This window comes from Kribbella sp. NBC_00662 (assembly GCF_041430295.1).
Classification (GTDB): domain Bacteria; phylum Actinomycetota; class Actinomycetes; order Propionibacteriales; family Kribbellaceae; genus Kribbella.
This window is the reverse complement of sequence record NZ_CP109029.1, coordinates 6,671,710-6,697,511: the sequence shown is the minus strand read 5'-3', so window position 1 is coordinate 6,697,511 and position 25,802 is coordinate 6,671,710. Positions and strand designations below refer to the sequence as shown.

General features: G+C 67.0%; 21 protein-coding genes. 12 read left to right on the top strand and 9 right to left on the bottom strand.

The window, feature by feature from the left end; translation table 11 throughout:
• Nucleotides 1-17: 17 nt before the first annotated feature.
• The 6 genes from OHA10_RS33135 to OHA10_RS33110 all read right to left on the bottom strand — a co-directional run bounded on the left by OHA10_RS33135 (nt 18) and on the right by OHA10_RS33110 (nt 8,174).
• Nucleotides 18-1,076 carry an aldo/keto reductase family protein gene (locus tag OHA10_RS33135; RefSeq protein ID WP_371402703.1) on the bottom strand — a complete coding sequence of 353 codons (1,059 nt, stop codon included), beginning with the start codon at nt 1,074-1,076 and terminating at the stop codon, nt 18-20.
• On the bottom strand, nt 1,073-3,199 hold the full coding sequence (locus OHA10_RS33130; protein ID WP_371402702.1) for a hypothetical protein: 2,127 nt from the start codon (nt 3,197-3,199) through the stop codon (nt 1,073-1,075). The genes OHA10_RS33135 and OHA10_RS33130 overlap by 4 nt, the downstream gene beginning before the upstream one ends.
• Complete coding sequence (locus OHA10_RS33125; protein WP_371402701.1) at nt 3,196-4,095, bottom strand: carbohydrate ABC transporter permease; 900 nt, start codon at nt 4,093-4,095, stop codon at nt 3,196-3,198. Before OHA10_RS33125 ends, OHA10_RS33130 begins: the two co-directional genes overlap by 4 nt.
• 25 nt (nt 4,096-4,120) lie before the next feature.
• Nucleotides 4,121-5,062: a carbohydrate ABC transporter permease gene (locus OHA10_RS33120; RefSeq protein WP_371402700.1), complete on the bottom strand. Its 942-nt coding sequence runs from the start codon at nt 5,060-5,062 to the stop codon at nt 4,121-4,123.
• Nucleotides 5,063-5,075: 13 nt separating this feature from the next.
• Nucleotides 5,076-6,485: a sugar ABC transporter substrate-binding protein gene (locus OHA10_RS33115; protein ID WP_371402699.1), complete on the bottom strand. Its 1,410-nt coding sequence runs from the start codon at nt 6,483-6,485 to the stop codon at nt 5,076-5,078.
• A gap of 96 nt (nt 6,486-6,581) precedes the next feature.
• Nucleotides 6,582-8,174, bottom strand: a complete 1,593-nt coding sequence (locus OHA10_RS33110; RefSeq protein ID WP_371402698.1) for an alpha-L-fucosidase — start codon at nt 8,172-8,174, stop codon at nt 6,582-6,584.
• Between the two features lie 214 nt (nt 8,175-8,388).
• On the opposite strand from OHA10_RS33110, the gene OHA10_RS33105 reads away from it, so the two are divergent.
• Together OHA10_RS33105 and OHA10_RS33100 are read left to right on the top strand one after the other, a co-directional pair.
• Complete coding sequence (locus tag OHA10_RS33105) at nt 8,389-9,390, top strand: LacI family DNA-binding transcriptional regulator (protein ID WP_371402697.1); 1,002 nt, start codon at nt 8,389-8,391, stop codon at nt 9,388-9,390.
• An 80-nt stretch (nt 9,391-9,470) separates the two neighbouring features.
• Entirely contained in the window at nt 9,471-10,469 is a 999-nt protein-coding gene (locus OHA10_RS33100) for a hypothetical protein (RefSeq protein WP_371402696.1), read from the top strand.
• 33 nt (nt 10,470-10,502) lie between these two features.
• Here OHA10_RS33100 and OHA10_RS33095 read toward each other — a convergent pair whose 3' ends face one another.
• Genes OHA10_RS33095 through OHA10_RS33085 form a run of 3 tightly spaced genes read right to left on the bottom strand, consistent with a single transcriptional unit; the run spans nt 10,503 to nt 12,324 of the window.
• Nucleotides 10,503-10,952 carry a DUF1931 family protein gene (locus OHA10_RS33095; protein WP_371402695.1) on the bottom strand — a complete coding sequence of 150 codons (450 nt, stop codon included), beginning with the start codon at nt 10,950-10,952 and terminating at the stop codon, nt 10,503-10,505.
• A complete protein-coding gene (locus OHA10_RS33090; protein ID WP_371402694.1) occupies nt 10,949-11,884 on the bottom strand; it encodes a PrsW family intramembrane metalloprotease in 936 nt (311 codons plus the stop codon). The genes OHA10_RS33095 and OHA10_RS33090 overlap by 4 nt, the downstream gene beginning before the upstream one ends.
• Nucleotides 11,885-11,889: 5 nt before the next feature.
• The gene (locus tag OHA10_RS33085; RefSeq protein WP_371402693.1) at nt 11,890-12,324 is read right to left on the bottom strand and encodes a hypothetical protein; all 435 of its coding nucleotides are present in this window, start codon (nt 12,322-12,324) and stop codon (nt 11,890-11,892) included.
• 258 nt (nt 12,325-12,582) lie between these two features.
• On the opposite strand from OHA10_RS33085, the gene OHA10_RS33080 reads away from it, so the two are divergent.
• The 10 genes from OHA10_RS33080 to trxA all read left to right on the top strand — a co-directional run bounded on the left by OHA10_RS33080 (nt 12,583) and on the right by trxA (nt 25,801).
• Nucleotides 12,583-13,248 (top strand): response regulator, encoded by a 666-nt coding sequence (locus OHA10_RS33080; protein WP_371402692.1) that lies wholly within the window; start codon nt 12,583-12,585, stop codon nt 13,246-13,248.
• Nucleotides 13,245-14,672: an RAD55 family ATPase gene (locus tag OHA10_RS33075; protein ID WP_371402691.1), complete on the top strand. Its 1,428-nt coding sequence runs from the start codon at nt 13,245-13,247 to the stop codon at nt 14,670-14,672. Before OHA10_RS33080 ends, OHA10_RS33075 begins: the two co-directional genes overlap by 4 nt.
• 103 nt (nt 14,673-14,775) lie before the next feature.
• Complete coding sequence (locus OHA10_RS33070) at nt 14,776-16,149, top strand: LuxR C-terminal-related transcriptional regulator (protein WP_371402690.1); 1,374 nt, start codon at nt 14,776-14,778, stop codon at nt 16,147-16,149.
• 7 nt (nt 16,150-16,156) lie between these two features.
• Entirely contained in the window at nt 16,157-19,006 is a 2,850-nt protein-coding gene (locus tag OHA10_RS33065; protein WP_371402689.1) for an AAA family ATPase, read from the top strand.
• Between the two features lie 107 nt (nt 19,007-19,113).
• Nucleotides 19,114-20,985 carry a molecular chaperone DnaK gene (gene dnaK / locus OHA10_RS33060; protein WP_371402688.1) on the top strand — a complete coding sequence of 624 codons (1,872 nt, stop codon included), beginning with the start codon at nt 19,114-19,116 and terminating at the stop codon, nt 20,983-20,985.
• A gap of 5 nt (nt 20,986-20,990) precedes the next feature.
• A complete protein-coding gene (locus OHA10_RS33055) occupies nt 20,991-21,488 on the top strand; it encodes a nucleotide exchange factor GrpE (protein ID WP_371402687.1) in 498 nt (165 codons plus the stop codon).
• Nucleotides 21,488-22,447 carry a DnaJ C-terminal domain-containing protein gene (locus OHA10_RS33050; RefSeq protein WP_371402686.1) on the top strand — a complete coding sequence of 320 codons (960 nt, stop codon included), beginning with the start codon at nt 21,488-21,490 and terminating at the stop codon, nt 22,445-22,447. Before OHA10_RS33055 ends, OHA10_RS33050 begins: the two co-directional genes overlap by 1 nt.
• Entirely contained in the window at nt 22,444-22,752 is a 309-nt protein-coding gene (locus OHA10_RS33045; protein ID WP_371402685.1) for a chaperone modulator CbpM, read from the top strand. The genes OHA10_RS33050 and OHA10_RS33045 overlap by 4 nt, the downstream gene beginning before the upstream one ends.
• Nucleotides 22,743-25,370, top strand: coding sequence for an ATP-dependent chaperone ClpB (clpB, locus tag OHA10_RS33040; RefSeq protein ID WP_371402684.1), 2,628 nt, complete (start codon nt 22,743-22,745; stop codon nt 25,368-25,370). The genes OHA10_RS33045 and clpB overlap by 10 nt, the downstream gene beginning before the upstream one ends.
• Nucleotides 25,367-25,801, top strand: coding sequence for a thioredoxin (gene trxA, locus OHA10_RS33035; RefSeq protein ID WP_371402683.1), 435 nt, complete (start codon nt 25,367-25,369; stop codon nt 25,799-25,801). The genes clpB and trxA overlap by 4 nt, the downstream gene beginning before the upstream one ends.
• Nucleotide 25,802 lies beyond the last annotated feature (1 nt).

The following is a 25,802-nucleotide window of genomic DNA, read 5'->3' as shown; positions in this document are numbered from 1 at the left end:
TGACCTTCTCTTCCTGATCAGCGGTCGTCTCGGGCGCGGGGGGAACCGTAGCCGTTCCAGCCCGGGATCGTGCCGTCGACGTCCCACAGGTCCAGCCACGACTCCGATCCCTGCCAGAGGAACACCTGTCCCTTGATGAGGCGGTTGTTGCGTTCGACTCCGCGCATGTCCTCGATCTCGGCAGGTGTCAGCGGGTCGGACAGCACGGCGGCGATGTTCGCGGCGTACTGCTCCGGCTTGACGGAGAACGGGATCGGGATCTGACCGCGCGCGACGGCCCACTTCAGGCAGATGAGGGCCGGATGTACTCCGTGGTTCTCTGCGATGCGCCGGACGATGGGGTGATCCACGTCGACCAGATCGTCGTCGCTACGGTCGCGTTCGGGACGTGAGGGCGAGCCCAAGGGGGAGTAGCCGACGGGTTGGACGGCGTGGTCCACGGCGTACCGGAACAACTCCGGCTGCTGGAAGCACGGGTGCAGTTCCATCTCGATGAGAGCGGGAGCGATGCGGGCGTCGCGGAGGATGAGCTCGAGCTTCGGGATCGTCACGTTCGACGTACCGAGGTGGCGCACCAGGCCGGCGTCGACGAGGTTCTCGAGCGCGTGCCACAGCTCCATGTACCGCTCATGCACGTACGGCGTGGCCAGCGGGTCGCGCATCTCGGCCGCCGCGTGCGGCGGGTGATGGTTGGGGAAGGGCCAATGCACGAACACGGCGTCGAGGTACTCGAGTCGGAGCTGTCGCAACGACCTTTGGACAGAGCCCACAGCGTCCGCGGGGGCGTGCGCATCGTTCCAGACCTTCGACATGACGAAGAGGTCCTCGCGAGGTGCGACCTCCGCGATAGCGCTCTCCAGTACGACGCCGATCTCCGCCTCGTTGCCGTAGACGGCAGCGCAGTCGATCAGGCGGTAGCCGCTGCGGATCGCCCCCGCGACCGCGGCGGCGATCTCGTCCGCGGAGTAGCGGTCGGAGCCGAAGGTGCCCATTCCGATCGGGGGGATGGGTGCTCCGGATGCAAGCACCCGCGAGGGCAGCAAACCGGGATCGACCTCGGTCGGCACGAACGTCATGGTGTGACTTCTCCTTGTGGAAGGTTGTCCCCGAAAGCGCGCGCGAGGTGTACGTCGCGGCGTACGTCGTCGAGGTAGAACGGATAGCCGAAGATCCGGTCGACGCGTGCCATCTGGTACGGCCGGTAGTGCTGACTCCAGAAGAAGCCGAGGGTTTTCCAGTGTTCGACCGCCTCGTCGAGCAGTTCGGCCGCTCGTACGGCGTGCCCCGGCTCACCGCGCTCCTCGGCGCGGGCGAGTTCCAAAGCTGCCTCGATCTTCGCCGCGTAGTACCTGCCCAGTGCAGCCGTGGCTCGCAGGTCGAGGATGGCGCAGGCGGCGAGCGGTTCCCGCCATGCCGGGTCGCGGTCCTCTGCCGCCGCTGCGAACTCCTCGGCCGTGCGTGACTCCTCGGTCAGTAGCGCGATCACGTCGAGGGGAGTCTCGGCAGACGTTCCGCCGTTTCGTTCGGCCTTGGCGAACTCGCGGATACCGATCGTTCCGACGCCGGGCATAGGGGAGCTGTCGAGGAAGTCGAGCACTGTCCGGAGGCCGTGGTCGCGCGTCAGGCAGCCTTCCGGATGCCACTGGAAGTCGAGGTCCCGCCAGCACAGGCGATTGACCGCGGGGATGATTCTCGACGCGTGCCGGAGCCCTTCGTACAGGTTCGAAGCGTCGTCGCCGTGGTCGATCCGTGCCAAGCGTTCGAAGACATCGGAAGCGGTGTCGGGATCGTAGGCGAGCCGGCCCCACAGCTGGAACTGGAGCCGGTGTCGTTCGAAGTCCCAGCGCCAGGCCTTGTGGCCGTGGTCGACATGCTGGAAGTCACGGGCCCAGAGGTATCCGTCCGCGCCCCAGTAGAAGCCGTGGACGTAGTTCTTCTCGGCGATCGCGCGGACGTACTCCCGAACGTATTCCACATCACCCCAGCGATGCGTGTGAACATCGTCGTTCCGCACGGTGAACAGGAGTTGTGTCTCCTCGAGATCCACCCCGTCCCACGCGTGCTGCAAGTCCTCGAAGGCAGGACGGGGATGTGAGTAGCAGTGCGCGATCGAGTACTTCCAGCTGATGTAGAAGCGACTCGGATCGATCCTCGGCTTCGCCAGCGCGATGATGTCGGCGGTGCTTTGCATATTCGTGCGGTTCAGGAACTTGACCCTCCGTCCGGAGCGCTCGATTCCCCGGAGGTAGGTGTCGACCACCCACTGCTCCTTCTCGCTGCCCGTCCCGCTCATGGCCTCGCTACCACTGGTCCCGATGCCATCCAGTTCGGGATAGGTGATGAGCAGGCGGTAGATCATCTCCTCGTAGTACGCGGACACCTGTGGGGCGCGTTGCCTGGCCCGCGCAGCGTCCCAGCGATTGATGGTCTCGGTGCCTTCACTGCTGTTCGCCAAGGCGGCCGGCAGGCCGAGACCACGAGCCACCGGCTCGGGCAGGTAGATGTTCCAGGTGAACAGATAGATGTCGATCCCGCGATCTCGGGCGTGGCCGAACAGCGCGTGGAAGAACCGCTCGTGGTCGGCGATCTCCTCGTCGGTGAAAGGATTCGCGTCGCGGAACTCGGGGGAGCTCACCATCAGATGGAACGGGTGCAGCGACCACAAGCTCAGGCAGTTGTAGCGGTTGCGGGCGAGTTCGTCGAGGTAGTCGCGCCAGAACTCCAGATCGAAACAGGTCTCGAGGTTCTCCTTGAACGGATCGCCGTTGGAGTAGGGCTCGTAGGGCAGGTTGAACTTGACGCCACGGACGGCGAGCGAGGGTGATTTCCTCACCTCGAGTCCCTCATCGGTCCAGCTCTGTGAACGGACAAGGTCGGCGACCTCGAGGCAGCCGTACAGGAGGCCGCGCGGGTGGACGGCTTCGACGACGACCCGTCCGCCGTTGCCGGTGATCGTGAAGGACTCGTCCGGGTACGTCGGGGCCGGCCGGCCGTCGGCGCCGGCAATGAACGCGTCGACCTCGTTGGCCGAGCCGGCTGTCCGTACGACGATGACCGGCGTGACACGTGGGTCGTCGCGGAGCCCCGGCGAGGGACCGATGACCTCGAGGCCGGCCGCCTCGAGAGCCTGGCGGACCTCCGCAAAACCGAAGTCCACCAGCGGCGACCGCACTTCGCTGACGAGATACACCATGCTCATCGGCCCCCCAGACCGCTCAGTCGCACACCTTCGACGAAGGTCCGTTGCGCGAGGAAGAAGACGATGAGGATCGGGAGCAGGGAGATGATCCCGACCGCCATCATTTGGTTGTACTGCGTCTCGTACTGGCCCTTGAACAAGCTGAGGCCGAGCGCGAGCGTGAAGTTGTTCTGCGTCCGCAGGTAGATCAGCGGTGTGAGGAAGTTGTTCCAGTTGCCGACGAAGCTGAAGATCGCGACGGCCGCGATCGCCGGTTTGGACATCGGCAGGAAGATCGACCAGAGGGTGCGCAGGTGACCGGCGCCGTCGATGCTGGCAGCGTCGGTGATCTCCTGCGGGATGGACCGGAAGAACTGGCGCAGCAGGAAGATGAAGAAGGCGTAGCCGAACCAGGCCGGCAGGAACAGCGGCCAGTAGGTGTTCACCATGTTGAGCTTGCTGAACATGATGAACGTCGGCACCAGCGTCACCTCGGCGGGGATCGCCATGGTCGCGACCATCAGGGCGAACATGGCGGATCGGGTGCGTGCCCGCAGGCGGGCGAACGCGTACGCCGGTAGCACGCAAGACACCAGGTTCCCGATCACCGACAGGCCGGTGATGATGATCGAGTTGATCAGGAACGTGGTGAACGGCAACGACGTCCACGCGGTCGGATAGTTGCTGAACTGCGGTGTCGCGGGCAGCAGCTTGGGCGGGTAGGCGAGCACTTCCTGTGCGGTCTTCAGCGAGGTCGTCAGCATCCAGAGGAACGGGATCACGAAGACCGCGGTGCCGGCGATCAGCAGGATGTAGGTGCTGGTCTTCTGGACTCGCGCGACGGAGTTCTGACTGGGCGTGTGTGGCCGGCGTTGCACCGGCCGGGCTTGGCTGGGCGGCGTCGCTGTCAAGGTCATGGTGGAGCTCCGATCCATGGTCGGGTCAGGCGTCGTAGTGCACCCAGCGGCGAGCGAGTACGAACTGCAGGGCGGTCGCCACGCCGATGAGGGCGAACATCGCCCACGACAGGGCGGCCGCGTAACCCATATCGAAGTACTCGAACGCCTGACGGTAGATGTAGAGACCCAGCATCAGAGTCGCGTTGTTCGGTCCGCCCTCGGTCATGACCAGGACCAGCGTGTAGGCCTGCAAGCTGGCGATCAGACTCGTCACGACGTTGAAGAAGATGACCGGCGACATCATCGGAACGGTGACGTGCCAGAACCGGCTCCACCATCCGGCGCCGTCGATGCGGGCAGCTTCGTACAGCGTGGGGGAGATGCTTTGGAGACCGGCCAGGTAGATGACGATGGTGTTGCCCGCGCCCCACACCGACATCAGGATGAGACCCGGGATCGCCCAGTGCTCGTCGACCAGCCAGCCCGGTCCCTTGATGCCGAAGAACCTCAGGAAGCTGTTGATGAGGCCGGAGTCGGGTTGCAGGATGTTGACCCACAGGATCGCGGTGGCGACGCCGGCCACGACAGAAGGCAGATAGAAGACGGTGCGGAAGAACCCGAGCCCGCGCACCTTCTGGTTGAGCAGGATCGCGAGCAGGAAGCTCGTCACCACTCCGAGGCACACCGAGCCGGCGCCGAAGTAGATCGTGTTGACGATCGACTTGTAGAACAGGGGATCCGCGAACATCTTGTGGTAGTTCGCAAAGCCCGCCCAGCTGGGCGTGGACAGCAGCGACCAGTGGGCGAAGCTCAACAGGAGTGCGGCAACGACCGGGCCGCCACCGAACAGGATGAAGCCGATGATCCACGGGGACGCGAAACCGTAGAAGGCCCGGGCCTCGCGGCGCGCCAGTTTGCTGGTGCGCCGCCGAGTCCCCTGTGTCCCCTGTGTCCCCGTCTCGAGTGCGGGAGCGACCTGTGCCATGCCGATTCTCGTCTCAGCCCGCGACGTTCTTCTTCAGCAGCGGCTGGATCGCCTCCGCGATCTTCTTGCACGCGTCCGGGACGCCGAGCGACTTCCCCATCACCTGATCCCAGATCGGGGTCGCCGCGTTGGTGATCTGCGGCGTCGCCGGACCGAACACGACACCCTTGCTGGTCGCGTAGGTGTTGAGCGCACGGTAGATGGCGTCGGCGCCCTCCGGTGCGGCCTCCGACTTGAGATATGCCGGCCAGGCCGACTTCCTCGTCATGTTGCCCTTGCCGGTGCTGGCGAACATGAACACCTGGCCGGACGTCGAGAGGTACTCGTTGAGGTAGATCCAGGCCGCGTCCTTGTTCCCGCTCTTGGTGGTGATCGAGTAGGCGCTGCCGACCGCGGCCGTGGAGTGGCCCTTCGGGCCGGCCGGCCAGTCCGCGATTCCCCACTCGAAGTTCGCCTGGTCGCGCAGCGACGGGGCTCCCCAGGATCCGTCCACCTTCATGGCGGCCCGGCCGAGGGTGAAGGCGTCGGCCTGCGACAACCCCTGCAACTCCGACGGAGAGGGGAACACGCCCTTCTGCAGGTACATGTCCACCCACCACTCCACCGCGGCGATCGACTCAGGCTTGTCGAGAAGGACTTCCGACTCGTCGTCGCTCAGATAGTGGCCACCGAGTGGAGACAGGCGCACCGGGTCCCAGAACGTGTCGGCCGGCGTCACCGGCAGGGACAGGCCGAAGGTCTTGGAGCCGCCCTGGCCGCTGGTGGTCGCAAGGACCGCGTTGCGCAGGTCGTCGAACTTCCACTTCGAGGTCGGCAGTTCGACGCCGGCCTTCGAGAAGATGCTCTTGTTGTAGTAGATCATCACGGGTCCGCAGTCGTACGGCACCGAGTACTGCTTTCCGTCGCGCTTGTAGTACCCGGTCGAGACGTCGGCGAAGTCCGAGGGATTGAAGCTGGTCTCGGCGGAGATGTAGTCGTTGAGCGCCAGGAACGCGCCCGAGCCGATGAAGTTCTGCGCGAAGCCGAACCCGTTGTACATCACGTCCGGCAGGCTGCCGCCCGCGGCCTGGCTCGAGTACTTCTTCAGGTAGTCGGCCGAACTGTCGCCGGCGTTCTCGGCGACGATCTTGATGTTCGGATGACGCTTCTGGAAGAAGTAGTCGAACTGCTGCTGACGGACGAAGTCCGCCGGGGACCACGAGTGCGCCACGGTGATGGTCACCGAGGACTTCGGGTCGGCCACGACCGACTTCCCCCAGTCGAAGCTGTCGTTGAGCTTCTGGGCGCCGGCGGCGGGGTAGAGCTTGGACTCGACCAGCGAGGTCGTGGTCGGGCTCGACGACGAGCACGCTGCGAGGGCACTCGCCCCGGTGGCCGCGAACGCGGTCGCACCCGCCGCCCGCAAGAACGTCCGCCGGCTCATTCCCGCTTTCGCAGGAAGGCTTGGTACATGCATCATTCCTCCTCGATGACAATGTCGAACCGTGTGATGCCGTGTTCATGCCGAGCCTGAGAGGCGTCAGTTGCTCGCAGTACCTGATGTGCGGATCTTCAGCTCCGGGCCTCGTACGTCGAGAAGCGCGGTCCGGCCGAGCGCACGGACGGCATAGAGCCGGCCGGGCTCTGCTGGGAATGCGGCGCGTACGCCGCTGTCCGTCTCGGGGACGAGGTCGGTGGGTGTCCACTCGTCCGGGCGTTCCATGGTGTCCATGCCGGTGATGTCCTGGTACTCCGCTCCGAGCAGCACCGACTCGGACGACCCGCGGGCCAGAACTGCCACCCCGACCGAGACCGTCGAGCTGGCCTCGTCCCACGAAGCGTCGACCGTGGCGATCCGGGTCGGTTCGGCGGCCGCTTCCACATTGGTCAGCTTGATGACGGTCGGGTTGGGCCACTTCTTGTCGTTGTACAGCCGCTGGGCGTTCAGAGCCGAGACCACGAGACCGGCCTCGGTCTGCTCCCAGCGCGGAGTCGTGTCGAGCTCCGGCCGGTACTCCATCAGCTGTCCGCTCTGCCCGAGGATGGACACCTCGGTGAGCTCGGTGGCCTTGATGGATCGGAGTACGAACTCCCGCCGTTCGCCCCACTTCCAGCGCTCGCCGGTGACGATGACGTACACGGTCTTCGCGTCCTTCGACGCCGTGAACCAGAGGTCGCCCTCATTCGTGACGACCCATGGACGGGTGGCGTAGATCGCCTCGCGGTTGACGAACATCCACAGTCCGAGCTCCTGGAGCCTTCCCTCCTGCTCGACGGGAATCGTTCCGTCCGGCTTCGGGCCGATGTTCAGCAGCAGGTTGCCGCCCTTGGCCCGGGTCTCGATCAGGATCTCGATCAACCGGGTCCCGGACTTGTAGGTCTCGTTCGTCGGTTTGTAGGTCCACTGCGTGCCCATGGTGAGATTGGATTCCCAGGCGCCGTCGATCGGCTGGCCCGGGATGTACTGCTCCGGGGTGGGCAGCGCTCCGCGGGTCACCACGACACTGGGATCTGTCTCCCACGCGTGTTCGCGCAGCCCTTCGGCCTCGCCGTCGAAGAAGACCAGATCGACCGGACCGAATTCGGTCAGCAGTTCGGTGATCTGGGCCTTCGACAGGTCCATCAGCCCGGGATTCGCGGCCGGTTGCACGCTCGGGATCGACCGCTGGATCGGTATGCCGTTCTCCCAGAGCCAAGCGAAGTCGTCGGGGGAGAAGTAGACGCCGGCGGCGATGTCGTGCTCCCGGAAGGCAGCGAGGATCTCCGCGGTCGTGTCCCGGCCGAACGGGGTGTTGCCGACATGGCGCTCGGTCGTGGCCGTGCGGAACATGCAGAACCCGTTGTGGTGCTTGGTGGTGAACACGACGTACCGGATCCCCGCGAGGTCGGCGAGCTCGGCCCACTCGGTGGGGTCGAAGCGCCGCGGACGGAAGCGCCGGGGGAGCTCGTCGTAGTACCGCTCGACGAAATCCTCGGACGCGCCGACGAGTGGATGGCTCACGTCCGAGCCGAGTTGCGTGTCGACGCTCCAGTGGATGAACAACCCCAGCCCGAGGTCGCGGAACCACTCGAGGCGATCGGCGGCATTGCCCTCGGCACTGGCGTTCGCCACGGGATTGGACTCGATCAACACCAGAGAACTCCTCATCGAACCTGTCATGCGCGGCTGCATATCCGACTCACCAGTCAACTTGTCAGGCAAGTTAGCACGTAACGTTTCGCCCTGTCTACGATCAGATCAACGCGAGATTTCGGAGGTTCTCTCGCGTTATGTGCTTACTTGGAGCCGACCAGACGATACGATTCGTGCTCCTGGTCGCCTGGCGTGCGGGGATAAGAGGAGGGCGATGGCCACCTACAAGGACATCCAGCGCGAGACGGGTCTGTCTCTCGCCACAATCTCGAAGTACTTCAACGGCCGAACCGTGCTCGAATCGAACCGCGTCGCCATCGAGGCTGCGGCGGCCGCGCTGGACTTCCGCCCGAATGCGATGGCCCGCGGCCTACGATCGAGGCGATCGGGAACGATCGGCGTCGTCCTGCCGGCGCTCAACAACGATTTCCACCTGACGATCATCGCCGGGGTCGAGGCTGCCCTCAGGTCTGCGGGTATCAACGTCATCGTTGCCGCCAGCCCGTCGGGCCAGGAGGACACGGTGGGGCTGTTGCTGAGCCAGATGGTGGACGGCATCATCGCCGTACCGTCCGGTCATGACATCGAGCCGCTCCGTACGGCGATGCAGCGGGTGCCGGTGGTGCTCATCGACTGGGCGGCGGACGAACTCCACACCGATGGGGTCTTTCTCGACAATGCCGGTGCGGGCGCGATGGCTGCTCGTCTGCTGCTGGATCACGGGCATCGGCGTATCGCCATCGTGACCGGGCATCCGTCGGTGTCCACCATGCGTCTGCGGGCGTCGGGTTTCACCGAACGGCTCGCGGAGGCGGGCGTCGACCTGTCCCCGGAGTACGAGGCGCGCGGTCCGCTCGTCGTTCGCACCGGACATGACTCGATCAGCGGCTTCCTTGCCATGCGCAACCGACCGACCGCGATCTTCTGCGCCAACTACGAGCTCACACTCGGCGCCCTGATCGCGATCAACGAGTCAGGCCTCCGCCTGGGCCGCGACATCTCACTGGTCGGCTTCGACGGCGCCGAGCTCGCACAGGCCACGGTCCCGCGCCTCACCGTCATCGCCCAGCCCACTGAGGACATCGCAACCAGCGCCGCCGACCTGCTCCGCCGCCGCCTCGACAACTCCGGCCCCCCGCTGCCGGGTTCACCCGTCGTCCGCTACCTCCCCGCCCAACTCGTCCCCGGCGGATCGGTAGAACGCCTGAACGACTGAGTTGCGACTTCTCCTCGGCCCGCGCTCGCCGCTGCGGACGTCGTCGGTGTGTGCATCGGAGTCGTGGGTACCGAACCGGTATGGACTCGATCCGGGTGGGGCTTGTCGCTGATCCAGCCGCACCGACCGCGGTCGCGCAACGCCTGACTGACCTTGGCCCGGTCGATGGCAGCGCCACGTGGGACATCACCGTCGTGAGTGAGCCGTTCACCACAGGCTCCGAGGACGTCGACGCTGCGATCGGTCGGCTGCAGAAACGGGCTCATCAACGGGACTGGGACCTCGTCGTCGGTCTGACCGAACTTCCACTCCACGACCACGAGGGCCGGCACCTGCTGGTCGAGATCGATTCAGACCAGCGGACCGCGGTGCTCTCTCTGCCCGCGTTAGGTGGATTCCGGATGCACGCCCGGGCGCGTCGGGCGGTGCGCTCGCTGGTCGACGGCATGGCGGATCCGAACACGAACGATGCGCGCCGCGTGTCCCTGCCGCGGCTGCGCGGCCGCTGGCGTCTGCTCCTGGGCATGGTGCTCGCCAACCGTCCGTGGCTATTGGTGCCCGGGTTGAAGTCTGCGCTGGTCGCGGCGCTGGCGACTGGAGCCGTGGCGACAATCAACTCCACGGTCTGGCAGCTGGCGGGCTCGATGTCGTGGTGGCGCCTGGTCATCGCGACGATCGCCTCGGTCGCACTCGTCGTCGCCTGGCTCGTGATCGACGGCGAGCTGTGGGACCGGCCTGACGACGAATCCCCGCGTGCGCGCGAACGGTCCCGTCTCTACAACGCTTCGACGTTGGTGACTTTGATGGCCGGCGTGCTCATCTGTTACGTCGCTCTGTACGCCGTGAACTTGGCGTGGGCGTACTTCGTCCTGGATCCCGACGCGGTGCGCGGCTCTGTCCACCTCGAGCGCGAGCACGGCGACCTGTTCGTCCTGGTGTGGTTCGTCGCATCTGCCGCAACTCTCGGCGGTGGCCTCGGCTCCAGCCTGGAATCGGACGAGGCGATCCACGCAGCCGCCTACTCCAAGCGCGAACAGGAGCGTCGCGACCGCCTCGCCCGCGACCGGGCCCCCGATTAGTCTTCCAGCTCGACGTGCGGTCGACTGCCGGACCTAGAGCAGCAGCCGGAAGATGCGGAACGCCTGCTCCCAGTGCGCTGTCTGTGGATTCTTGACGTCGGGATCGATGACCTTGAGCGTCCGAGCGAGTGCGACGCTCAGCCCTCCCACCACCTCGGGCAGACGGGATTCGGCTTCCTGGCTGACTGTCACGCCGAGCGGTGGCCACGTCGTCAGCTGCGTCAGGATCGGCTCGAGCTCGATCTCCTCGTCGAGTTCGCGGAACTCGTGGATGCTTTTCTGCAACCCCATGGTGATGGGCAGATCACGCAGTTCGAGGATGTCTCGCCCGTTCGCCTTCGCCGTGCCCTGGCCGATCGTCAGCAGATCGTGAAGCTTGTCGCTGACGAAATCGCTGTAGCGCTTGAGGTCGTCTTTGTCGACGTCCAGACCCGCCGCGGCGCGGAAGAAGCGCTCGAACCTGTGCACAGCCATGACCGTCATACCGTCTCCTCCTTGTGCAGTACCGTCGCATGGACCTTCTCGGGCCGTGTCCTCCGCCAGCTGACCAGGAGGGTGGCGACCCCCATCGCTGCCACCACCGCGAGCAGTCCGATGGACAGCACCGTGAACACGTGCACCTGCTCAGAGGTGGGCGTCGGCAGATACCCCATGGAGAGGAGGCGGTACTGCCACGACGTACCGGTGATCACGATCGTGAGCGCGAGCGCGATGCTGTGTGTGGAGTCCCACAGGGCGTGCAGCAGCGAGACCCAGACGAACATGAGCAGAACAGCACGATTGAAGCGGAATCGCCCTGCGCGTGCTTCGCGGAAGAGAACTCCACCGAGGACGGCGGTCCAGAGCCCGTGCCCGAACGGCGCCAGCAAGCTTCGCAGCAGTTCGGTCTCGACGAGAGCGGTCAACGACAGACCTTTGACGGTCAGCAACGCGTTGAACGCGTACCCGGCCGATTCGAAGGCCGCGAACCCGAAGCCGACCGCTGCGCCCAGGACGAACCCGTCGCGCCCGTGACGCCGCGTGAGGTGGCGGGTGACGAAGACGAGAGCGCCGAGTTTGGCGGCCTCCTCGATCAGGCCGACGCCGAGGAACAACAACGCGGAAGGTTTCAGCAGGTAGGTCTCCAGCAAGGCTGCTGCCAGCACACCCAGCAGTCCACCGATCACGAAGGCTTTGACGATGAGCTCGGCGGTCACATGCGTGTCCCGCCATCTTTCGAACGACCAGGCAACGAACGTCACGGGGACGAGGAAACTGCCGAGCAGGATCAGCGTCGGCACGAGGTTGGCATTGCCGGTCAGCAGTGTGACGACGAGGCTGACGAGCCACAGGACGAAGCCGGTCAGAAAGATCCGTACCCACTGACCGTAGCTGCGCCGGTGTGTCGATCCGCCGGTTGTGACAGCTGAGAACACGTGGTTCACCTCCGCCTCCGCAACCGATCGTGGACCTCGTCCACGACGAAGGCGAGCCCGATGGCAAGGAGCCAGGCGTCCTTGGCGATCGGGACGCCCTGATCGGTCGGGCGCAGGCTGCCTTCCTGCCGCAGACCAGGGGTACGCAAGTACAGACCGACGAGGCCGCCGGAGAACGCGGTCAGGGCCGCGCCGACGAGGCCGGCCGGCACCACCGGGACCAGAAGCGCGGTGCCGAGGGCAATCTCGCCGGCCGACAGGGATCCCACGAACGAGCCGGGATCGAGCCGGCGGAGGAAGGGATAGGCGCCGGCCGCGAATCCGTGGGTCTGCTTGGCCGCCGCCTCGTCGGCGCGGACCTTGGCCAGACCGGAATTGAGGATGAACGCGCCCGTGCTGACTCGCAATGGCACCTGCCAGGCCTTCGGTTGCAGCTTCACGGTTCGCCTTTCCACTTCTCGGTGCCCCACTTCAGGCAAGCGTGCGGTTCCGAGTCTCGGTCACGGGCCTGGCGTCGTCATCCCGGAAACTTGTAGTCCACCGCCCCGCTCGGGAAATGGGGTAGCCTGGCAACGATGTCCTAGCAGTCGTGCCCAGTGATGAGACGCTCCGGACACGGGTGCAGCCACCCGGAGCCTCCCCGGCGGTTGTTCGCCGCGAGAACGCGTGTCGTACAGACCAGGAGATGCGTTCTTCCCATGCCTGATCATCCGGTCTACAGCATCGGAGCCGTCGTGCGGATGCTCGGCATCCCGGCGGCAACGATCCGGACCTGGGAGGAACGGTACGGCGTCGTGGTGCCCGAGCGGAGTCCGGGCGGACACCGCCTGTACTCGCGGTTGCAGGTCGAGCAACTGCGCTTCGTCGGCGATCGGTTGTCGGACGGAACGTCCGTCGGTGACGCGTACCGGCTGCTGCAGGGCCGGTTGGCCAGCGGCGTACCGCTGGAGTCTGTGAAGATCCCCGGTGGCGGCGGGCTGCTCATCCTGCTGGCCGAGCAGGATCCCTTCGCTGCCGACTTCTCCGACTACTTCCTGCGGACGGAAGGATACGGCGTCACGGTCATCTCGACCGCCGAGCAGGCCCTGGCCGAAGCCGTCCGGAAGACGCCGGATCTCGTCGTGATCGATCTGATGATCTCGGGCGCGCAGGGCCTGCGGCTCTGCGCCCAGTTGCGACGCCACTTCGACGTACCGGTGCTGGCGATCTCGACACTCGACCTCCGCGACGAGGCATTGGAGGCCGGTGCCGCCGCGTTTCTGAAGAAACCGCTCGAGCCGCTGCGACTGGTGTCGGTCGTCCGGGATCTCTTGGGACAGAGCGCCTACCTGCGCTCGAGCGCCGTTGTGGACTCCGGGCCATGAACGACCGGATGACGTCTGGATCGGCTCTGCTCGATGTCGTTCTGGGCGGCGGACTGCCACGCAACGCGATCATCCTGGTGATGGGCGCACCTGGTGCCGGCAAGACGATCATGGCCCAGCAGTGGGTGTTCGCCAACGCCACCCCTGAGCAGCCGGCCCTGTACCTTTCCACCGTCTCCGAGCCACTGGAGAAGCTTCTCCGGTACGGTCAGACGCTGTCGTTCTTCGACCCCGCGGCGGTCGGGCGGAGTGTCTGGTACGAGGATCTCGGCGGAACGCTCCGCGACCAGGGCCTGCAAGGAGTTCTCGTCCGCGTGCGCGAGCTCATCCGGATCCGGCGGCCGGCCATGATCGTGATCGACAGCTTCAAGGCGATGCATCCCTACGCCGGGCGGAACGGTGGCTTCCGTCCGTTCCTGCACGATCTCGCCGGCATGCTGAGCGCCTTTCCGGCGACCTCGGTATGGGTCGGGGAGTACCAGGAGGACGAGATCGAGCGCTCGCCCGAGTTCGCTGTGGCCGATGCGATCATCGCGCTGAAAAGCGTTCATTCCGCCGCACGCATGTCCCGGGCTCTCCAGGTACACAAGCTCCGGGGCGGCGCCTTCCTGGCCGGGACGCATTCCTACCGCCTGTCGGAGGACGGCATCACCGTCTATCCCCGGCTCGCCGACCCCGCTGATCCGAGGGACTACGAACTGCGCGGCGAGCGGATTCCGTCGGGCATCCAGGCCCTCGACGAGATGATGGAGGACGGCTATCGGTCGGGTTCGTCGACCTTGGTGGCAGGCCCGACCGGAATCGGGAAGACGGTGATGGGGCTGCATTTCGCCTTTTACGCCGTCAACCACGGCGAACACGCCATCATCGCGACGATGCAGGAGCATCCGTCCCAGCTGGAGCGTACGGCGTCGCAGTTCGGCTGGTCGATGAAGGCCGACAACCTGACACTCATGTACCGCAGCCCTGTCGACCTCAATGTCGATCAGTGGGTGTACGAGCTCCTGGACACGATGGAGACCACCGGGGCCCGCAGGGTGCTCCTGGACAGCCTCGCCGACCTGCAGGCCGCGGCACCCGATGACATGCGTTTCAGGGAGTACCTCTACTCGCTGCTCCACAGATCCTCGCGGCATGGAGCGAGCCTCATGATGACCTACGAGCTACCGGACCTGTTCGGGGTGACCAGACTCTCGGACGTCGCGGCGTCGCACCTGTCCGACAACGTCGTACTGCTGCAGTACAGAGATGTCACCGGGCTGATGTCGCGCACGCTCACGGTGCTGAAGACACGGGCCACAGACCACGAGTCGAGGGTGCGGGACTTCCGCATCGCCGCCGATGGGATCGCTCTCGTTCCCGTGTCCGAGGCGCCCGAGCCGCTGAGGGACTTTGGGGCTGGCCAGGGTGCTAGGACGGTGTAGTTGCGTTCGGCACTTCCTCGACAACCCTGGCGGTCACCCGCCGTCCGAGAGAGGCTCTACCCTGTACCGCGCCGCGCACGATGAGTGAGAGGCAGGGTCTCCCATGTACACGCAGCGACCTTCGACAGGTCGGCTTCGCGGTCGGGCGGGAGAGCTCAAGTCGATCCTCGACGTCCTCGACATCGCGGCCGCCGGGCGCAGCGCGATCTTACTGGTGGACGGTGCGCGGGGCATCGGGAAGACCCGGCTTCTCGCCGCGGCCGAGGACCAGGCGACGCACAACGGCTTCAGCCTCGCGAAGGCCCGGGCCGACGAGTTGCCGCGGCCCCCGCCGCTGGCGTCGCTGTACGCCGGGCTTGGCCTGGCGCCACCGGGCGTCGCGGGGGGCGGTGGAGCGGCCGGCCAAGGCCATATGCTCGCGTGCCTCGAGAAGTTGGCGGTTCGCACCGAGAAGCTCGCCGCACGGGGCCCGGTCTGCATCACGCTGGACGACGCCCAGTGGGCCGACTCGACGACCATAACGGCGTTGCGCGCGCTGCCATTGTGGCTGGCCGAGTATCCGATCTGCTGGGTGCTGGTGCGCCGGACGGTGGGGCAGGACCCCCGGATCGACTGGTTGTTCGCGGAGTGGGAGCACCTGGGAGCGTCTCGAATAGCACTCGGGCCCCTGGCCGACGACGCCATCACCGACGTCATCGGCGACGTGCTCAGCGCACGTCCGGACGGCGCTCTGCTGGCCATGGCGCACGGAGCGGCGGGTAATCCGCTACTTGTCAGAGCACTCCTGGACGGATTGCGGGCCGAGGGTGGGGTCGCCGTCGCCGGTGGTCGCGCACAGTTGCTGTCCGGACGGCCGCCGAGGCGGGTGCGCGAAGTCGTCCGCGACTGGGTCATGCGACTCAGTCCCACGGCGCGTCATGTCCTCGACGTCGCGGTGTCCTTGGATCGGTCGTTCGCCGTGGATGACCTGGGCGACCTGCTCGGGTGGCCGGACGAGCAAGTGCGGCGGCCTCTTCACGAGATCCTCGCGGCCGACCTGCTCGTCCCGGTCGAGAAAGATGTCCTGGCGTTCCACCACGATCTCGTCCGGCAGGCGGTAGCCGATCGCGTCCCGGCCGCCGTACGTATCGCCCTGTGCCGTCAGGTAGCTGGGACGCACCGGTTCTCCGCAGTCCTGGCTGCGGCCGCACCGAGCCGGGTGAAGATGCGTTATCCCTTGGGATGGGCTGATGAATGTGCCGGCCGACCGCAGCCTGCCACCGAGGAGTGGGACGTTCTGACCGATGGCGAGCGGGCGGTAGCCGAACTGGTGGCTCAAGGGCTGACCAACCGCGAGGTGGCGGCGCGGATGTTCCTCTCGCCGCACACTGTCTCTTTCCATCTGAGAAAGGTGTATCGAAAGCTAGGCATCCGGAGCCGCGTGGAGCTGACGCGCGCGTCGATCCACCGCGAACGGGATCGGCTGTCTCGTCGATGAACGCTCGATGCGCGACCTGACGGAGGCGGCTGACGCTGTTCAGCACCTGTCGGTACGGCGAGGTGCAGCCACGCCGCACAGATCCTTGCACGGTCGGCAGACCGAGGTGCGCCGACTCGGCGAATCCGTCATGGCTGTCGCGGCTGGTCATGGGTGCGTCATCGTGGTGGAGGGCACGGCCGGCCTCGGTAAGAGCACCCTGGTGTCGGAGACGGTGACCTGCGCCGAGCCGCTCGGGATCGGCGTCGCATCCGGTGTCGCCGACGAGTTCCATCGGATGTCGCCACTGGCACCGTTACTGGCGGCATTGCGTGCCTGCAGTCCGCCTCTGCTCGGCGATGCAAAGTTCGACCCTGCGCACGTGCTGGACCATGAACCCTCCTGGCTGATCGATCAGCTGGAAGCGGCGCTCAGGAGGACTGCGTTCCAGCAGCCTGTTCTGATCACACTCGACGACATGCAGTGGGCGGACTCGCTGACAGTGATCGCGCTCAGAGCCCTGACCGAACGCCTGTCCGCCAGCCCGATCATGTGGCTGCTGAGCAGGCGTCCCTGGCCGTCCACGCCCACGGGGGACACACTGTTCTCCGACCTGGTCGCAGCCGGTGCGATCCCACTCAGCCTGGCGCCGCTGGAGCCGGCGGCTGTGGCACGGGTCGCCGGTGATCTGCTGGGCGCCCCACCCGACGGTGCGCTGCTGGGACTGCTGGACAAGTGCGCCGGCAACCCGGCAGTCGTCGTGGACCTGCTGATGACGCTCGCCGAACATGAAGAGCTCATCGTCGACGCGGCACATGCCCGGCTTCTGCCTGGCTCTCTGCAGCAGAGACTTCGCGGATGGCTCACCGCGCTTGAGCCGCCGACCCGGCAGCTGCTGGACGTTGCATCGGTCTTCGGCCGAACCTTTGACCTGCCGTCGGTCGCGAAGGTTCTGCATCGCAGGGTTGCCGAGTTGCTGCCGGCGGTCCAGGAGGCGCTCGGGGCAGGTCTGCTGGTGGAGGCAGGCACACAGTTGGGGTTCCAGCACGATCTGATCCGCGACGCGGTCTACGGTGCGCTCCCGCTGGGCGTGCGGAGGTATCTGCACCGTGCGGCGGCTGAGGCGTTGCTGGCCACCGGCGGATCGATCTCCGATGCGGCGGCCCATACCATCAGTGGTGCCGTGCCTGGCGACCTCCAAGCCGTCGAGCTGCTGGTCCATGCTTCCGACGATGTCGCGGCCGCCGCTCCTGGTCAGGCGGCGGACCTGAGGCTGCGCGCCGTCGACCTGATGCCCTACGCCGACCCCGGTCGGTCAGGGCGTGTGATGGAGACGATGAGCCTGCTCGTTCGCGCGGGGCGGAACGCAGAGGCCCAGGCACTCGCTCAGGTTGCCTTGCGGGCCGGCCTGCCGGCGCAGGTCGAGGCGAGGCTTCGCTGCGAACTGGCCGACTCCCTCGGGATCGTCGGTTGCTCGGCCTCCGCGTTGTACCACTCCAGAACCGCGCTCGGCCTCCAGGGTGTCGACGACTCGACGCGGGCCTTGCTGTTCGCCGCGGAGTCGAACGCACATCTGATGGCCGGCGACCCCGGCGCGGCGCTGCGAGCGGGGGAACAGGCTCTCGCTACCGGGAAGATCCCGCCCCCGGCCGGCCAGGCTCTCCTCACGATGGGGGCGGCGGAGGGGGTGCGTGGTCGCCTTACGAGATCGCTCGAACTCGTCGATGAAGCCGTCGACGTGCTGGCCTCTGATACGGCGCAGGAGCGACACCTCGAGGTCTACTGGACGCGAGGACACACACTGATGGCGCTCGATCGCTTCGACGAGGCGGAGGCCGCCTTCGATGCCGTCGGCCGGCGGGTGGCCGGGCCGGGGACGGAATGGACCGACGTGTTCGGGTGCGCGTGCCGCGCGACGCTCCTGCTGCACCGGGGTGACCTGGACGATGCCGTTGCCGAAGGCAACGCGGGTCTGATCCGTGCCGAGGAGTTGCAGACGTGGAAGTACGTGCCGGAGCTGTGCGCCGTACTGGCGGAAGCGAACGCATACCGGGGCGAGTTCGGGTCGGCCCGCCGTCAGTTGCGGCACGGCGTCAGCAGGGTGTACGACCCGAGCAGTGTCGGGGCGCAGCGGCTGGCGTGGGCGAGCGCGGTCGTCGACGAGACCGCTGGTGAGGAGCCCGCACGCGTGTTCGCGCACCTCGCGTCGCTGTATCAGGAACTGCCGGACGGTCTACAGGTGCCGGCATTGGATCCCATGGTCGGCCCGCGCCTGGTGGGGTTGGCCAGGCGAGCGCACGACGCGAAGCGCGCGGGGATGGCCGCCGAGGCGGCAACCACCCTCCGTCGCATCAACGGTGGTGTGATCTCGTTCGCCGCCGCGGGCATGCAGGCCGGCGGGCTGCTGGGCGACGACGTCGACAGCCTGCTCGCGGCGGTGCACGCGTTCGAGGCGAGCCCCCGCCCGCTGGCGCGCGCCCGTGCCGCCGAGGATGCCGCAGGCGCCCTGTTCGAGCGGAGCCGGCGTGCGGAGGCCGTGGAGCAGCTCGATCTGGCACTTGCCGAGTACGACCGCGCCGGTGCGGTCGTACTCGGCCGGCGTGTCCGGCAGCGACTCTCCGAAGGTGTCACGCCGGGAACGGAACAACCAACAGTCGAACGGCCGAGCTTCGGCTGGTCGAGCCTGACGGCGGCCGAGCTCCGGGTAGTGCGACTCGCGGCGACCGGACTCACCAACCGCGCCATCGCCGACGAACTCGACGTTTCTCCGCACACCGTGGAATCACACCTGCGGCATGCCTATCGCAAACTCGATGTCCGGTCCCGGGTCGAACTCACCCATATGGTCCTGACCCGCGAACCGGCCACCCACGCCTGACCACCCTCAACCACACGTTCTGGGGATGTGCTCCCGGTCTGAGCAGACCAGTTTGTGTGTATCCGTGACAAGCCGTACAGAGGCCCGGAACACACAGGAGGCAGACCATGGCGAAGGCCGTCGGCATCGACCTGGGCACGACCAACTCGGTGATCGCCGCGATGGAGGGTGGCCAGCCAACGGTCATCCCGAACGCCGAAGGCGCCAGAACCACTCCCTCGGTGGTGGCGTTCACGGACGCCGGTGAGCGGCTGGTAGGCCAGTTGGCCCGTCGTCAGTCCGTACTCAACCCCAAGGGCACGATCACCTCGGCGAAACGGTTCATCGGACGGAGGTTCGACGAGGTCTCTTCTGAGCTTTCCGCCGTCTCGTACGACGTCGTCGCCGGGCCCGACGGCGCAGTGAGATTCGAGATCCGGGACAGGCTGCACGCACCGGAGGAGATCTCCGCGCTGGTACTGCGCAAGCTCGTCGAGGACGCGGGGAAGTTCCTCGGCGAGAAGGTCACCGAGGCAGTCATCACCGTGCCGGCGTACTTCAACGACGCCCAGCGTCAAGCCACCAAGGACGCGGGGCGCATCGCGGGCCTCGAGGTGCTGCGGATCATCAACGAGCCGACAGCCGCGGCACTGGCCTACGGGATGGACAAGCTGGAGAACGAGACGATCCTGGTGTTCGATCTCGGCGGGGGCACCTTCGACGTCAGCGTGCTCACGGTCGGCGACGGCGTCGTCGAGGTACGCGCCACCGCCGGTGACCCGCATCTGGGCGGCGACGACTTCGACCGCCGGGTGGTCGACAAACTGGCCGACGACTTCCAGCGTGAGGTCGGGGTCGACCTGCGCCAGGACCCGCAGGCCTTGCAGCGGCTGTTCGAGGCGGCCGAGAAGGCCAAGGTCGAGCTCTCGTCGGTCACCCAGACGACGATCAGCCTGCCGTTCATCACCGCGAACGCCCAAGGTCCGCAACATCTCAACACCACGCTGATGCGGTCCACCTTCGAGCAGTTGACCGCGGACCTCGTGGATCGCTGCCTGGGCCCGGTGGAGCAGGCGATGACCGACGCCAAGATGACCGCGAACGACATCGACGAGGTGATCCTGGTCGGCGGTTCGACGCGGATTCCGGCGGTTCAGGCGCTGGTACGCCGGCTCACCGGCGGCAAGGACCCGAACATGACGGTGAATCCGGACGAGGTGGTCGCCATCGGTGCCGCCGTGCAGGCCGCGATCATCAAGGGCGAGGTCAAGGACGTGCTGCTGCTCGACGTCACCCCGCTGTCGCTGGGGCTGGAGACGATGGGTGGCGTGATGACGAAGGTCATCGAACGCAACACGACCATCCCGGCCCGCCGGAGCGAGATCTTCAGTACGGCCGAGGACAATCAGACCGCGGTGGATGTGGTCGTCCTGCAGGGCGAGCGGGAGCTGGCCGCGGACAACCGGGTGCTGGCGCGCTTCCGCCTGGAGAACATCCGCCCGGCGCCGCGCGGCGTACCGCAGATCGAGGTCACCTTCGACATCGATGCGAACGGCATCCTGCACGTGGCGGCCAAGGACAAGGACACCGGCGCGGAGCAGAAGGTCACCATCAGCGAGACCTCCAACCTCGACCAGTCCGAGGTCGAACGGATGGTCGCGGACGCCGAGGCGCACCGCAGCGATGACACCCGGCTGCGTGAGCTGGTCGATGCGCGCAACGCGCTGGACTCGGCCGCCTACCAGGTGGACAAGGCGCTCGCCGACCGAGGCGATGCGGTGGCCGAGCACGACCGGGCCCGCGCCGAGATGCTGGTCGGCGACGCGCGCGAGGCGCTGAAGGATCAGGAAGCACCGGTGGAGCGGCTGCGTTCGCTGACCGGTGAGCTCCAGCAGATCGCGCAGGCGCTGAGCTCGAGCACAGCGCCGCAGCCCAGCGGTACGCCGCCGGCAGACGGTGACGACGAGGACGTCATCGATGCCGAGTTCTCGACGAGCTGATCGGAATGGCCGATCAGGAGACCGACACCGATGCGGCGCCGCCACGAGTCGAGGAGGCTCTGGAGGAGGCGCGTGAGAAGGCCGCCGAGATGGAAGACAGGTGGCGGCGCACGGCGGCGGAGCTGGACAACTTCCGGAAGCGGGTCGCGCGGGAGTCCGGACAGCAGCGGGACACCGAACGCGCCCTGGTCGCTGCCAGTTGGCTGCCGGTTGTCGACAACCTCGAGTTGGCGCTGGAGCACGCCGGCGCTGACGACGAGGCGATCGTCGAAGGTGTCCGGGCCGTGCGGGACCAGGCCCTCGCGGTACTGTCCGGACTCGGCTACCCCCGGGTCGACGACAGCGGGAAACGCTTCGATCCGGCGCTGCACGAAGCGGTCGGGACGACGCCGAGCGCTGAGGTACCAGCCGGCACGATCGTGCACGTCGTCCGGCCCCGGTACGGCGACGGGACCCGGGTGCTTCGCCCGGCGGGCGTGGTAGTCGCCGCGGAGGAGGGCTGATGCCCAGCCGGGATTTCTACACGACCCTCGGGGTCTCGCGGGACGCAAACGCCGACGAGATCCAGAGCGCCTACCGCCGGCTCGCTCGCCAGTACCATCCGGACGTCAACAAGGACCCTGACGCGGAGGAACGGTTCAAGGACGTCTCCGAGGCGTACGACGTGCTGTCCGATCCCCAACAGCGCAAGCGGTACGACGCGTTCGGTGCGGACTTCCGCCGGGTGCCTCCGGACGTCGACCCGGACACCTACGCCCGGACCGGTGCCGGTGCCGGTGCCGGCCGGGCCGGGGGTGGCGGCCGGGCCCGGGAGGGTACGTGGGACACCGGCGGGAGCCAGTTCGATGCCGAGGGCATCGATCTGGACGACCTGCTCGGCGGGATGTTCGGCGGCCGGAGCCGGCGCGGCTGGGGCCGGATCCCGGGCTCGGACCAGGAGGTCGAGCTGGAGCTGACCGTCGAGGAGGCCTATCGGGGCGGCACCCGGAAGCTGACTGTGCGTAGTCCGAGCGGTGCGGATCGGACCATCGACGTCAAGATCCCGGCCGGCGTGGTGAGCGGTCAGCGGATCCGGCTCGGCGCGCAGGGCGGGCAGGGCACCGGTGGCGCACCCGCCGGAGACCTGTACCTGGTGGTCCGACTCGCAGATCATCCGCGGTACCGGGTCTCTGGCCGTGACCTCACCGTCGACCTGCCGCTCGCCGTGTGCGAGGGGGCGCTGGGTGCGTCGGTCTCGATCGAGACTCCTGGTGGTGAGGCGACGGTGAAGGTGCCCAGGGCCAGCTCGAGCGGGCGCCGGCTGCGGCTCAAAGGCCGCGGTCTGCCCAACCCCCGTGGAGCGCCGGGTGATCTGTATGCCGAGGTCAGATTGATGGTTCCGCCGAGGCTGACCCGCGAGGAGAAGCGTCTGTTCGAGGAGTTGGCCGGGACGTCGAAGTTCGACCCGAGGAGACGGTCATGAGCCACCAGTTGACCAGGCCCAGCCGGTTCGCGCTGGAGGACTTCGCGCGGCTGACCGGAGCGCATCCCGAACTGCTGAGGCGGTTCGTCGCGCTGGGACTGCTCGAGGCAACGACCGACGGCACCGGTGAGTTGTGGTTCGGACCGTCGCAGCTGAGCCGGGTGGCCCGGATCCAGCGACTGCGAGCCGGGCTCGACCTGAACTATGCGGCGCTCGGTCTGGTGATGGACCTGCTGGACCGCATCGCCCTGCTGGAAGCAGAGCGCAGACGTTTCGTCGGAAGAGGAGCCAGGACATGGATATGAACCGCCTCACGCAGAAGTCGCAGGAGGCCCTGCACGATGCCCAGACGAAGGCCCTGCGGTTCGGGCACAGTCAGATCGACGGCGAGCATCTGCTGCTGGCGCTGTTGGAGCAACCCGATGGTCTGGCTCCGAGGCTCCTGGCCCAGGCCGGTGCGGATCCGGACGGGCTGCGGGACAGATTGGAACAGGAACTGAACCGGCGTCCCAAGGTCAGCGGTCCCGGCGCGGAGCCCGGCCAGGTGCTGATCACCCAGAGGTTGTCGCGGCTCCTCGACGCCGCGGACCGGGAGGCCAAGCGACTCAAGGACGAGTACGTCTCGATCGAGCATCTGGTGATTGCTCTGCTGGACGAGGGCCGGCAGAGCGCGTCCGGGCGGCTGCTCGCCGATCAGGGCCTGACTCGCGACGGGTTCCTCGCGGCGCTGACCGCCGTCCGCGGCAACCAACGGGTCACCTCGGCGATGCCGGAGGCGTCGTACGAGGCGCTGGACAAGTACGGCCGGGATCTGGTCAAGGATGCCTCGGAGGGCAGGCTGGATCCGGTCATCGGCCGGGACAACGAGATCCGCCGGGTCGTGCAGATCCTGTCCCGCAAGACCAAGAACAACCCGGTACTGATCGGCGACCCGGGCGTCGGCAAGACCGCGATCGTCGAGGGACTCGCGCAACGGATCGCCAACGGCGATGTACCGGACGGCCTGCGGGACCGGACCGTGTTCGCGCTCGACATGGCCTCACTGGTTGCCGGGGCCAAGTACCGCGGCGAGTTCGAGGAACGATTCAAGGCCGTGCTCAACGAGGTGAAGGCGGCCGAGGGCCGGATCCTGTTGTTCGTCGACGAACTGCACACGGTGGTGGGTGCGGGTGCGACCGAGGGCGCGATGGACGCGGGCAACATGCTGAAGCCGATGTTGGCCCGCGGTGAGCTGCACATGATCGGTGCCACCACACTGGACGAGTACCGGATGCACGTCGAGAAGGACGCGGCTCTGGAACGCCGGTTCCAGCCGGTGGTCGTCGACGAGCCGACGGTCGAGGATGCGGTCTCGATCCTGCGTGGATTGCGTGAGCGGCTGGAAGTCTTCCACGGCGTGAAGATCCAGGACGCCGCGATGGTCGCGGCCGTCGTGCTCAGCCACCGGTACATCTCGGACCGCTTCCTGCCGGACAAGGCGATCGACCTGGTGGACGAGGCGTGCGCGATGCTGCGGACCGAGATCGACTCGATGCCGGCCGAGCTGGACGAGCTGACCCGGCGGGTGCGCCGGCTGGAGATCGAGGAAGCCGCACTGGCCAAGGAGGAGGACACCGCCAGCCGGCAGCGGCTGGACGAACTGCGCAAGGAGCTGGCCGATCTGCGGGCCGAGGCTGACGCGATGCACGCACAGTGGGAATCGGAACGGCAGGCCTTGCGTAAGGTCCAGACGCTGCGGCAGGAGATGGAGCAGGTCCGGCAGGAGGCCGAGCAGGCCGAGCGCGACTACGACCTCAACCGGGCAGCCGAACTGCAGCACGGCCGGCTACCGGAGCTCCAACGCCAGCTCGCGTCCGAGGAGGAGCGGTTGGCCACCAAGCAGCACGGTCACCGGCTGTTGCGCGAGGTCGTGACCGAGGAGGAGATCGCCTCGATCGTGTCGCGCTGGACCGGCATCCCGGTCAGCCGTCTGCAGGAGGGCGAGCGGGAGAAGCTGCTGCGGCTGGACGAGGTGCTGCACGAGCGCCTGATCGGTCAGGACGAGGCCGTGCAGTTGGTGGCGGACGCGATCGTCCGGGCCCGTTCGGGGATCAAGGACCCGCGCCGGCCGATCGGCTCGTTCATCTTCCTCGGTCCGACCGGCGTAGGAAAGACCGAGCTGGCGAAGACACTCGCGGCGGCCCTGTTCGACACCGAGGACAACATCGTCCGGATCGACATGAGCGAATACCAGGAGCGGCACACGGTCAGCCGGCTGGTGGGCGCGCCACCTGGGTACGTCGGCTACGAGGAAGGCGGCCAGCTGACCGAGGCCGTGCGGCGCAAGCCGTACTCCGTGGTGCTGTTCGACGAGATCGAGAAGGCGCATCCGGATGTCTTCAACACGCTGCTGCAGATCCTCGACGACGGCAGGCTGACCGACGCCCAGGGCCGGACAGTGGACATGCGCAACACAGTGATCATCATGACGTCGAACATCGGCTCGGCGTACCTGCTGGACGGAGTGACCGCGGACGGGCAGGTCAAGGAGGATGCGCGGGACGCCGTGATGGACGAGTTGCGGCGGCAGTTCCGGCCCGAGTTCCTCAACCGTGTCGACGAGATCGTGTTGTTCAAGCCTCTCACGATGGCCGAGATCGAGCGCATCGTCGATCTGATGTTCGACGATCTGCGGACGCGGCTGGCGGATCGCGGAATGACGCTCGAGGTCGAACCGGAGGCCGCGCGGCACATCGCTGCTCAGGGCTTCGACCCGGTGTACGGGGCGCGTCCGCTGCGACGGTTCATCGCCCGCGAAGTAGAGACCCGCATCGGTCGCGCACTCCTCGGCGGCAACGTGCTCGACGGAGCGGTGATCCGGGTGACCCTCCGGGACGGCGACATCAGCGTCACACACGAGAACCCGGTGGAGGTGGCCGCATGAAGGTCGTGACCTGTCCGAACTGTCAACGCCGCAACCGGGTGCCGGCCGCGGCCGAAGGTGCCCCGCGCTGTGGTAATTGCCAGCGGCCACTGCCGTGGATCGTCGATGCCGGTGACAACGACTTCGCCGAGGTCGTGGAGCAGGCAAGCCTGCCGGTGCTGGTCGATCTGTGGGCTCCGTGGTGCGGACCGTGCCGGAGGGTCAGTCCTGTGCTGGAACAACTCGCCACCGAGAAGGCAGGCCAGCTGAAGCTGGTCAAGATCAATGCCGACGAGGCGCCCGAGCTGTCCCGGCGCTTCGACATCCGATCTATTCCGACCCTGCTGGTGCTGCGCAACGGAGCGGTTGTCGCGACGCAGATCGGTGCCGCGTCGGCACCGGCGCTGCGGCCCTGGCTGGAAGAGGCGCTGGCCAAGGAGACAACCTCGTGAG

Excerpts from the sequence above, each read along its gene's own strand:
- OHA10_RS33135 (WP_371402703.1), bottom strand. The coding sequence starts at position 1,076 with ATGACGTTCGTGCCGACCGAGGTCGATCCCGGTTTGCTGCCCTCGCGG.
- OHA10_RS33130 (WP_371402702.1), bottom strand. The coding sequence starts at position 3,199 with ATGAGCATGGTGTATCTCGTCAGCGAAGTGCGGTCGCCGCTGGTGGAC.
- OHA10_RS33125 (WP_371402701.1), bottom strand. The coding sequence starts at position 4,095 with ATGACCTTGACAGCGACGCCGCCCAGCCAAGCCCGGCCGGTGCAACGC.
- OHA10_RS33120 (WP_371402700.1), bottom strand. The coding sequence starts at position 5,062 with ATGGCACAGGTCGCTCCCGCACTCGAGACGGGGACACAGGGGACACAG.
- OHA10_RS33115 (WP_371402699.1), bottom strand. The coding sequence starts at position 6,485 with ATGAGCCGGCGGACGTTCTTGCGGGCGGCGGGTGCGACCGCGTTCGCG.
- OHA10_RS33105 (WP_371402697.1), top strand. The coding sequence starts at position 8,389 with ATGGCCACCTACAAGGACATCCAGCGCGAGACGGGTCTGTCTCTCGCC.
- OHA10_RS33100 (WP_371402696.1), top strand. The coding sequence starts at position 9,471 with ATGGACTCGATCCGGGTGGGGCTTGTCGCTGATCCAGCCGCACCGACC.
- OHA10_RS33095 (WP_371402695.1), bottom strand. The coding sequence starts at position 10,952 with ATGACGGTCATGGCTGTGCACAGGTTCGAGCGCTTCTTCCGCGCCGCG.
- OHA10_RS33080 (WP_371402692.1), top strand. The coding sequence starts at position 12,583 with ATGCCTGATCATCCGGTCTACAGCATCGGAGCCGTCGTGCGGATGCTC.
- OHA10_RS33075 (WP_371402691.1), top strand. The coding sequence starts at position 13,245 with ATGAACGACCGGATGACGTCTGGATCGGCTCTGCTCGATGTCGTTCTG.
- OHA10_RS33070 (WP_371402690.1), top strand. The coding sequence starts at position 14,776 with ATGTACACGCAGCGACCTTCGACAGGTCGGCTTCGCGGTCGGGCGGGA.
- OHA10_RS33065 (WP_371402689.1), top strand. The coding sequence starts at position 16,157 with ATGCGCGACCTGACGGAGGCGGCTGACGCTGTTCAGCACCTGTCGGTA.
- dnaK (WP_371402688.1), top strand. The coding sequence starts at position 19,114 with ATGGCGAAGGCCGTCGGCATCGACCTGGGCACGACCAACTCGGTGATC.
- OHA10_RS33055 (WP_371402687.1), top strand. The coding sequence starts at position 20,991 with ATGGCCGATCAGGAGACCGACACCGATGCGGCGCCGCCACGAGTCGAG.
- OHA10_RS33050 (WP_371402686.1), top strand. The coding sequence starts at position 21,488 with ATGCCCAGCCGGGATTTCTACACGACCCTCGGGGTCTCGCGGGACGCA.
- OHA10_RS33045 (WP_371402685.1), top strand. The coding sequence starts at position 22,444 with ATGAGCCACCAGTTGACCAGGCCCAGCCGGTTCGCGCTGGAGGACTTC.
- clpB (WP_371402684.1), top strand. The coding sequence starts at position 22,743 with ATGGATATGAACCGCCTCACGCAGAAGTCGCAGGAGGCCCTGCACGAT.
- trxA (WP_371402683.1), top strand. The coding sequence starts at position 25,367 with ATGAAGGTCGTGACCTGTCCGAACTGTCAACGCCGCAACCGGGTGCCG.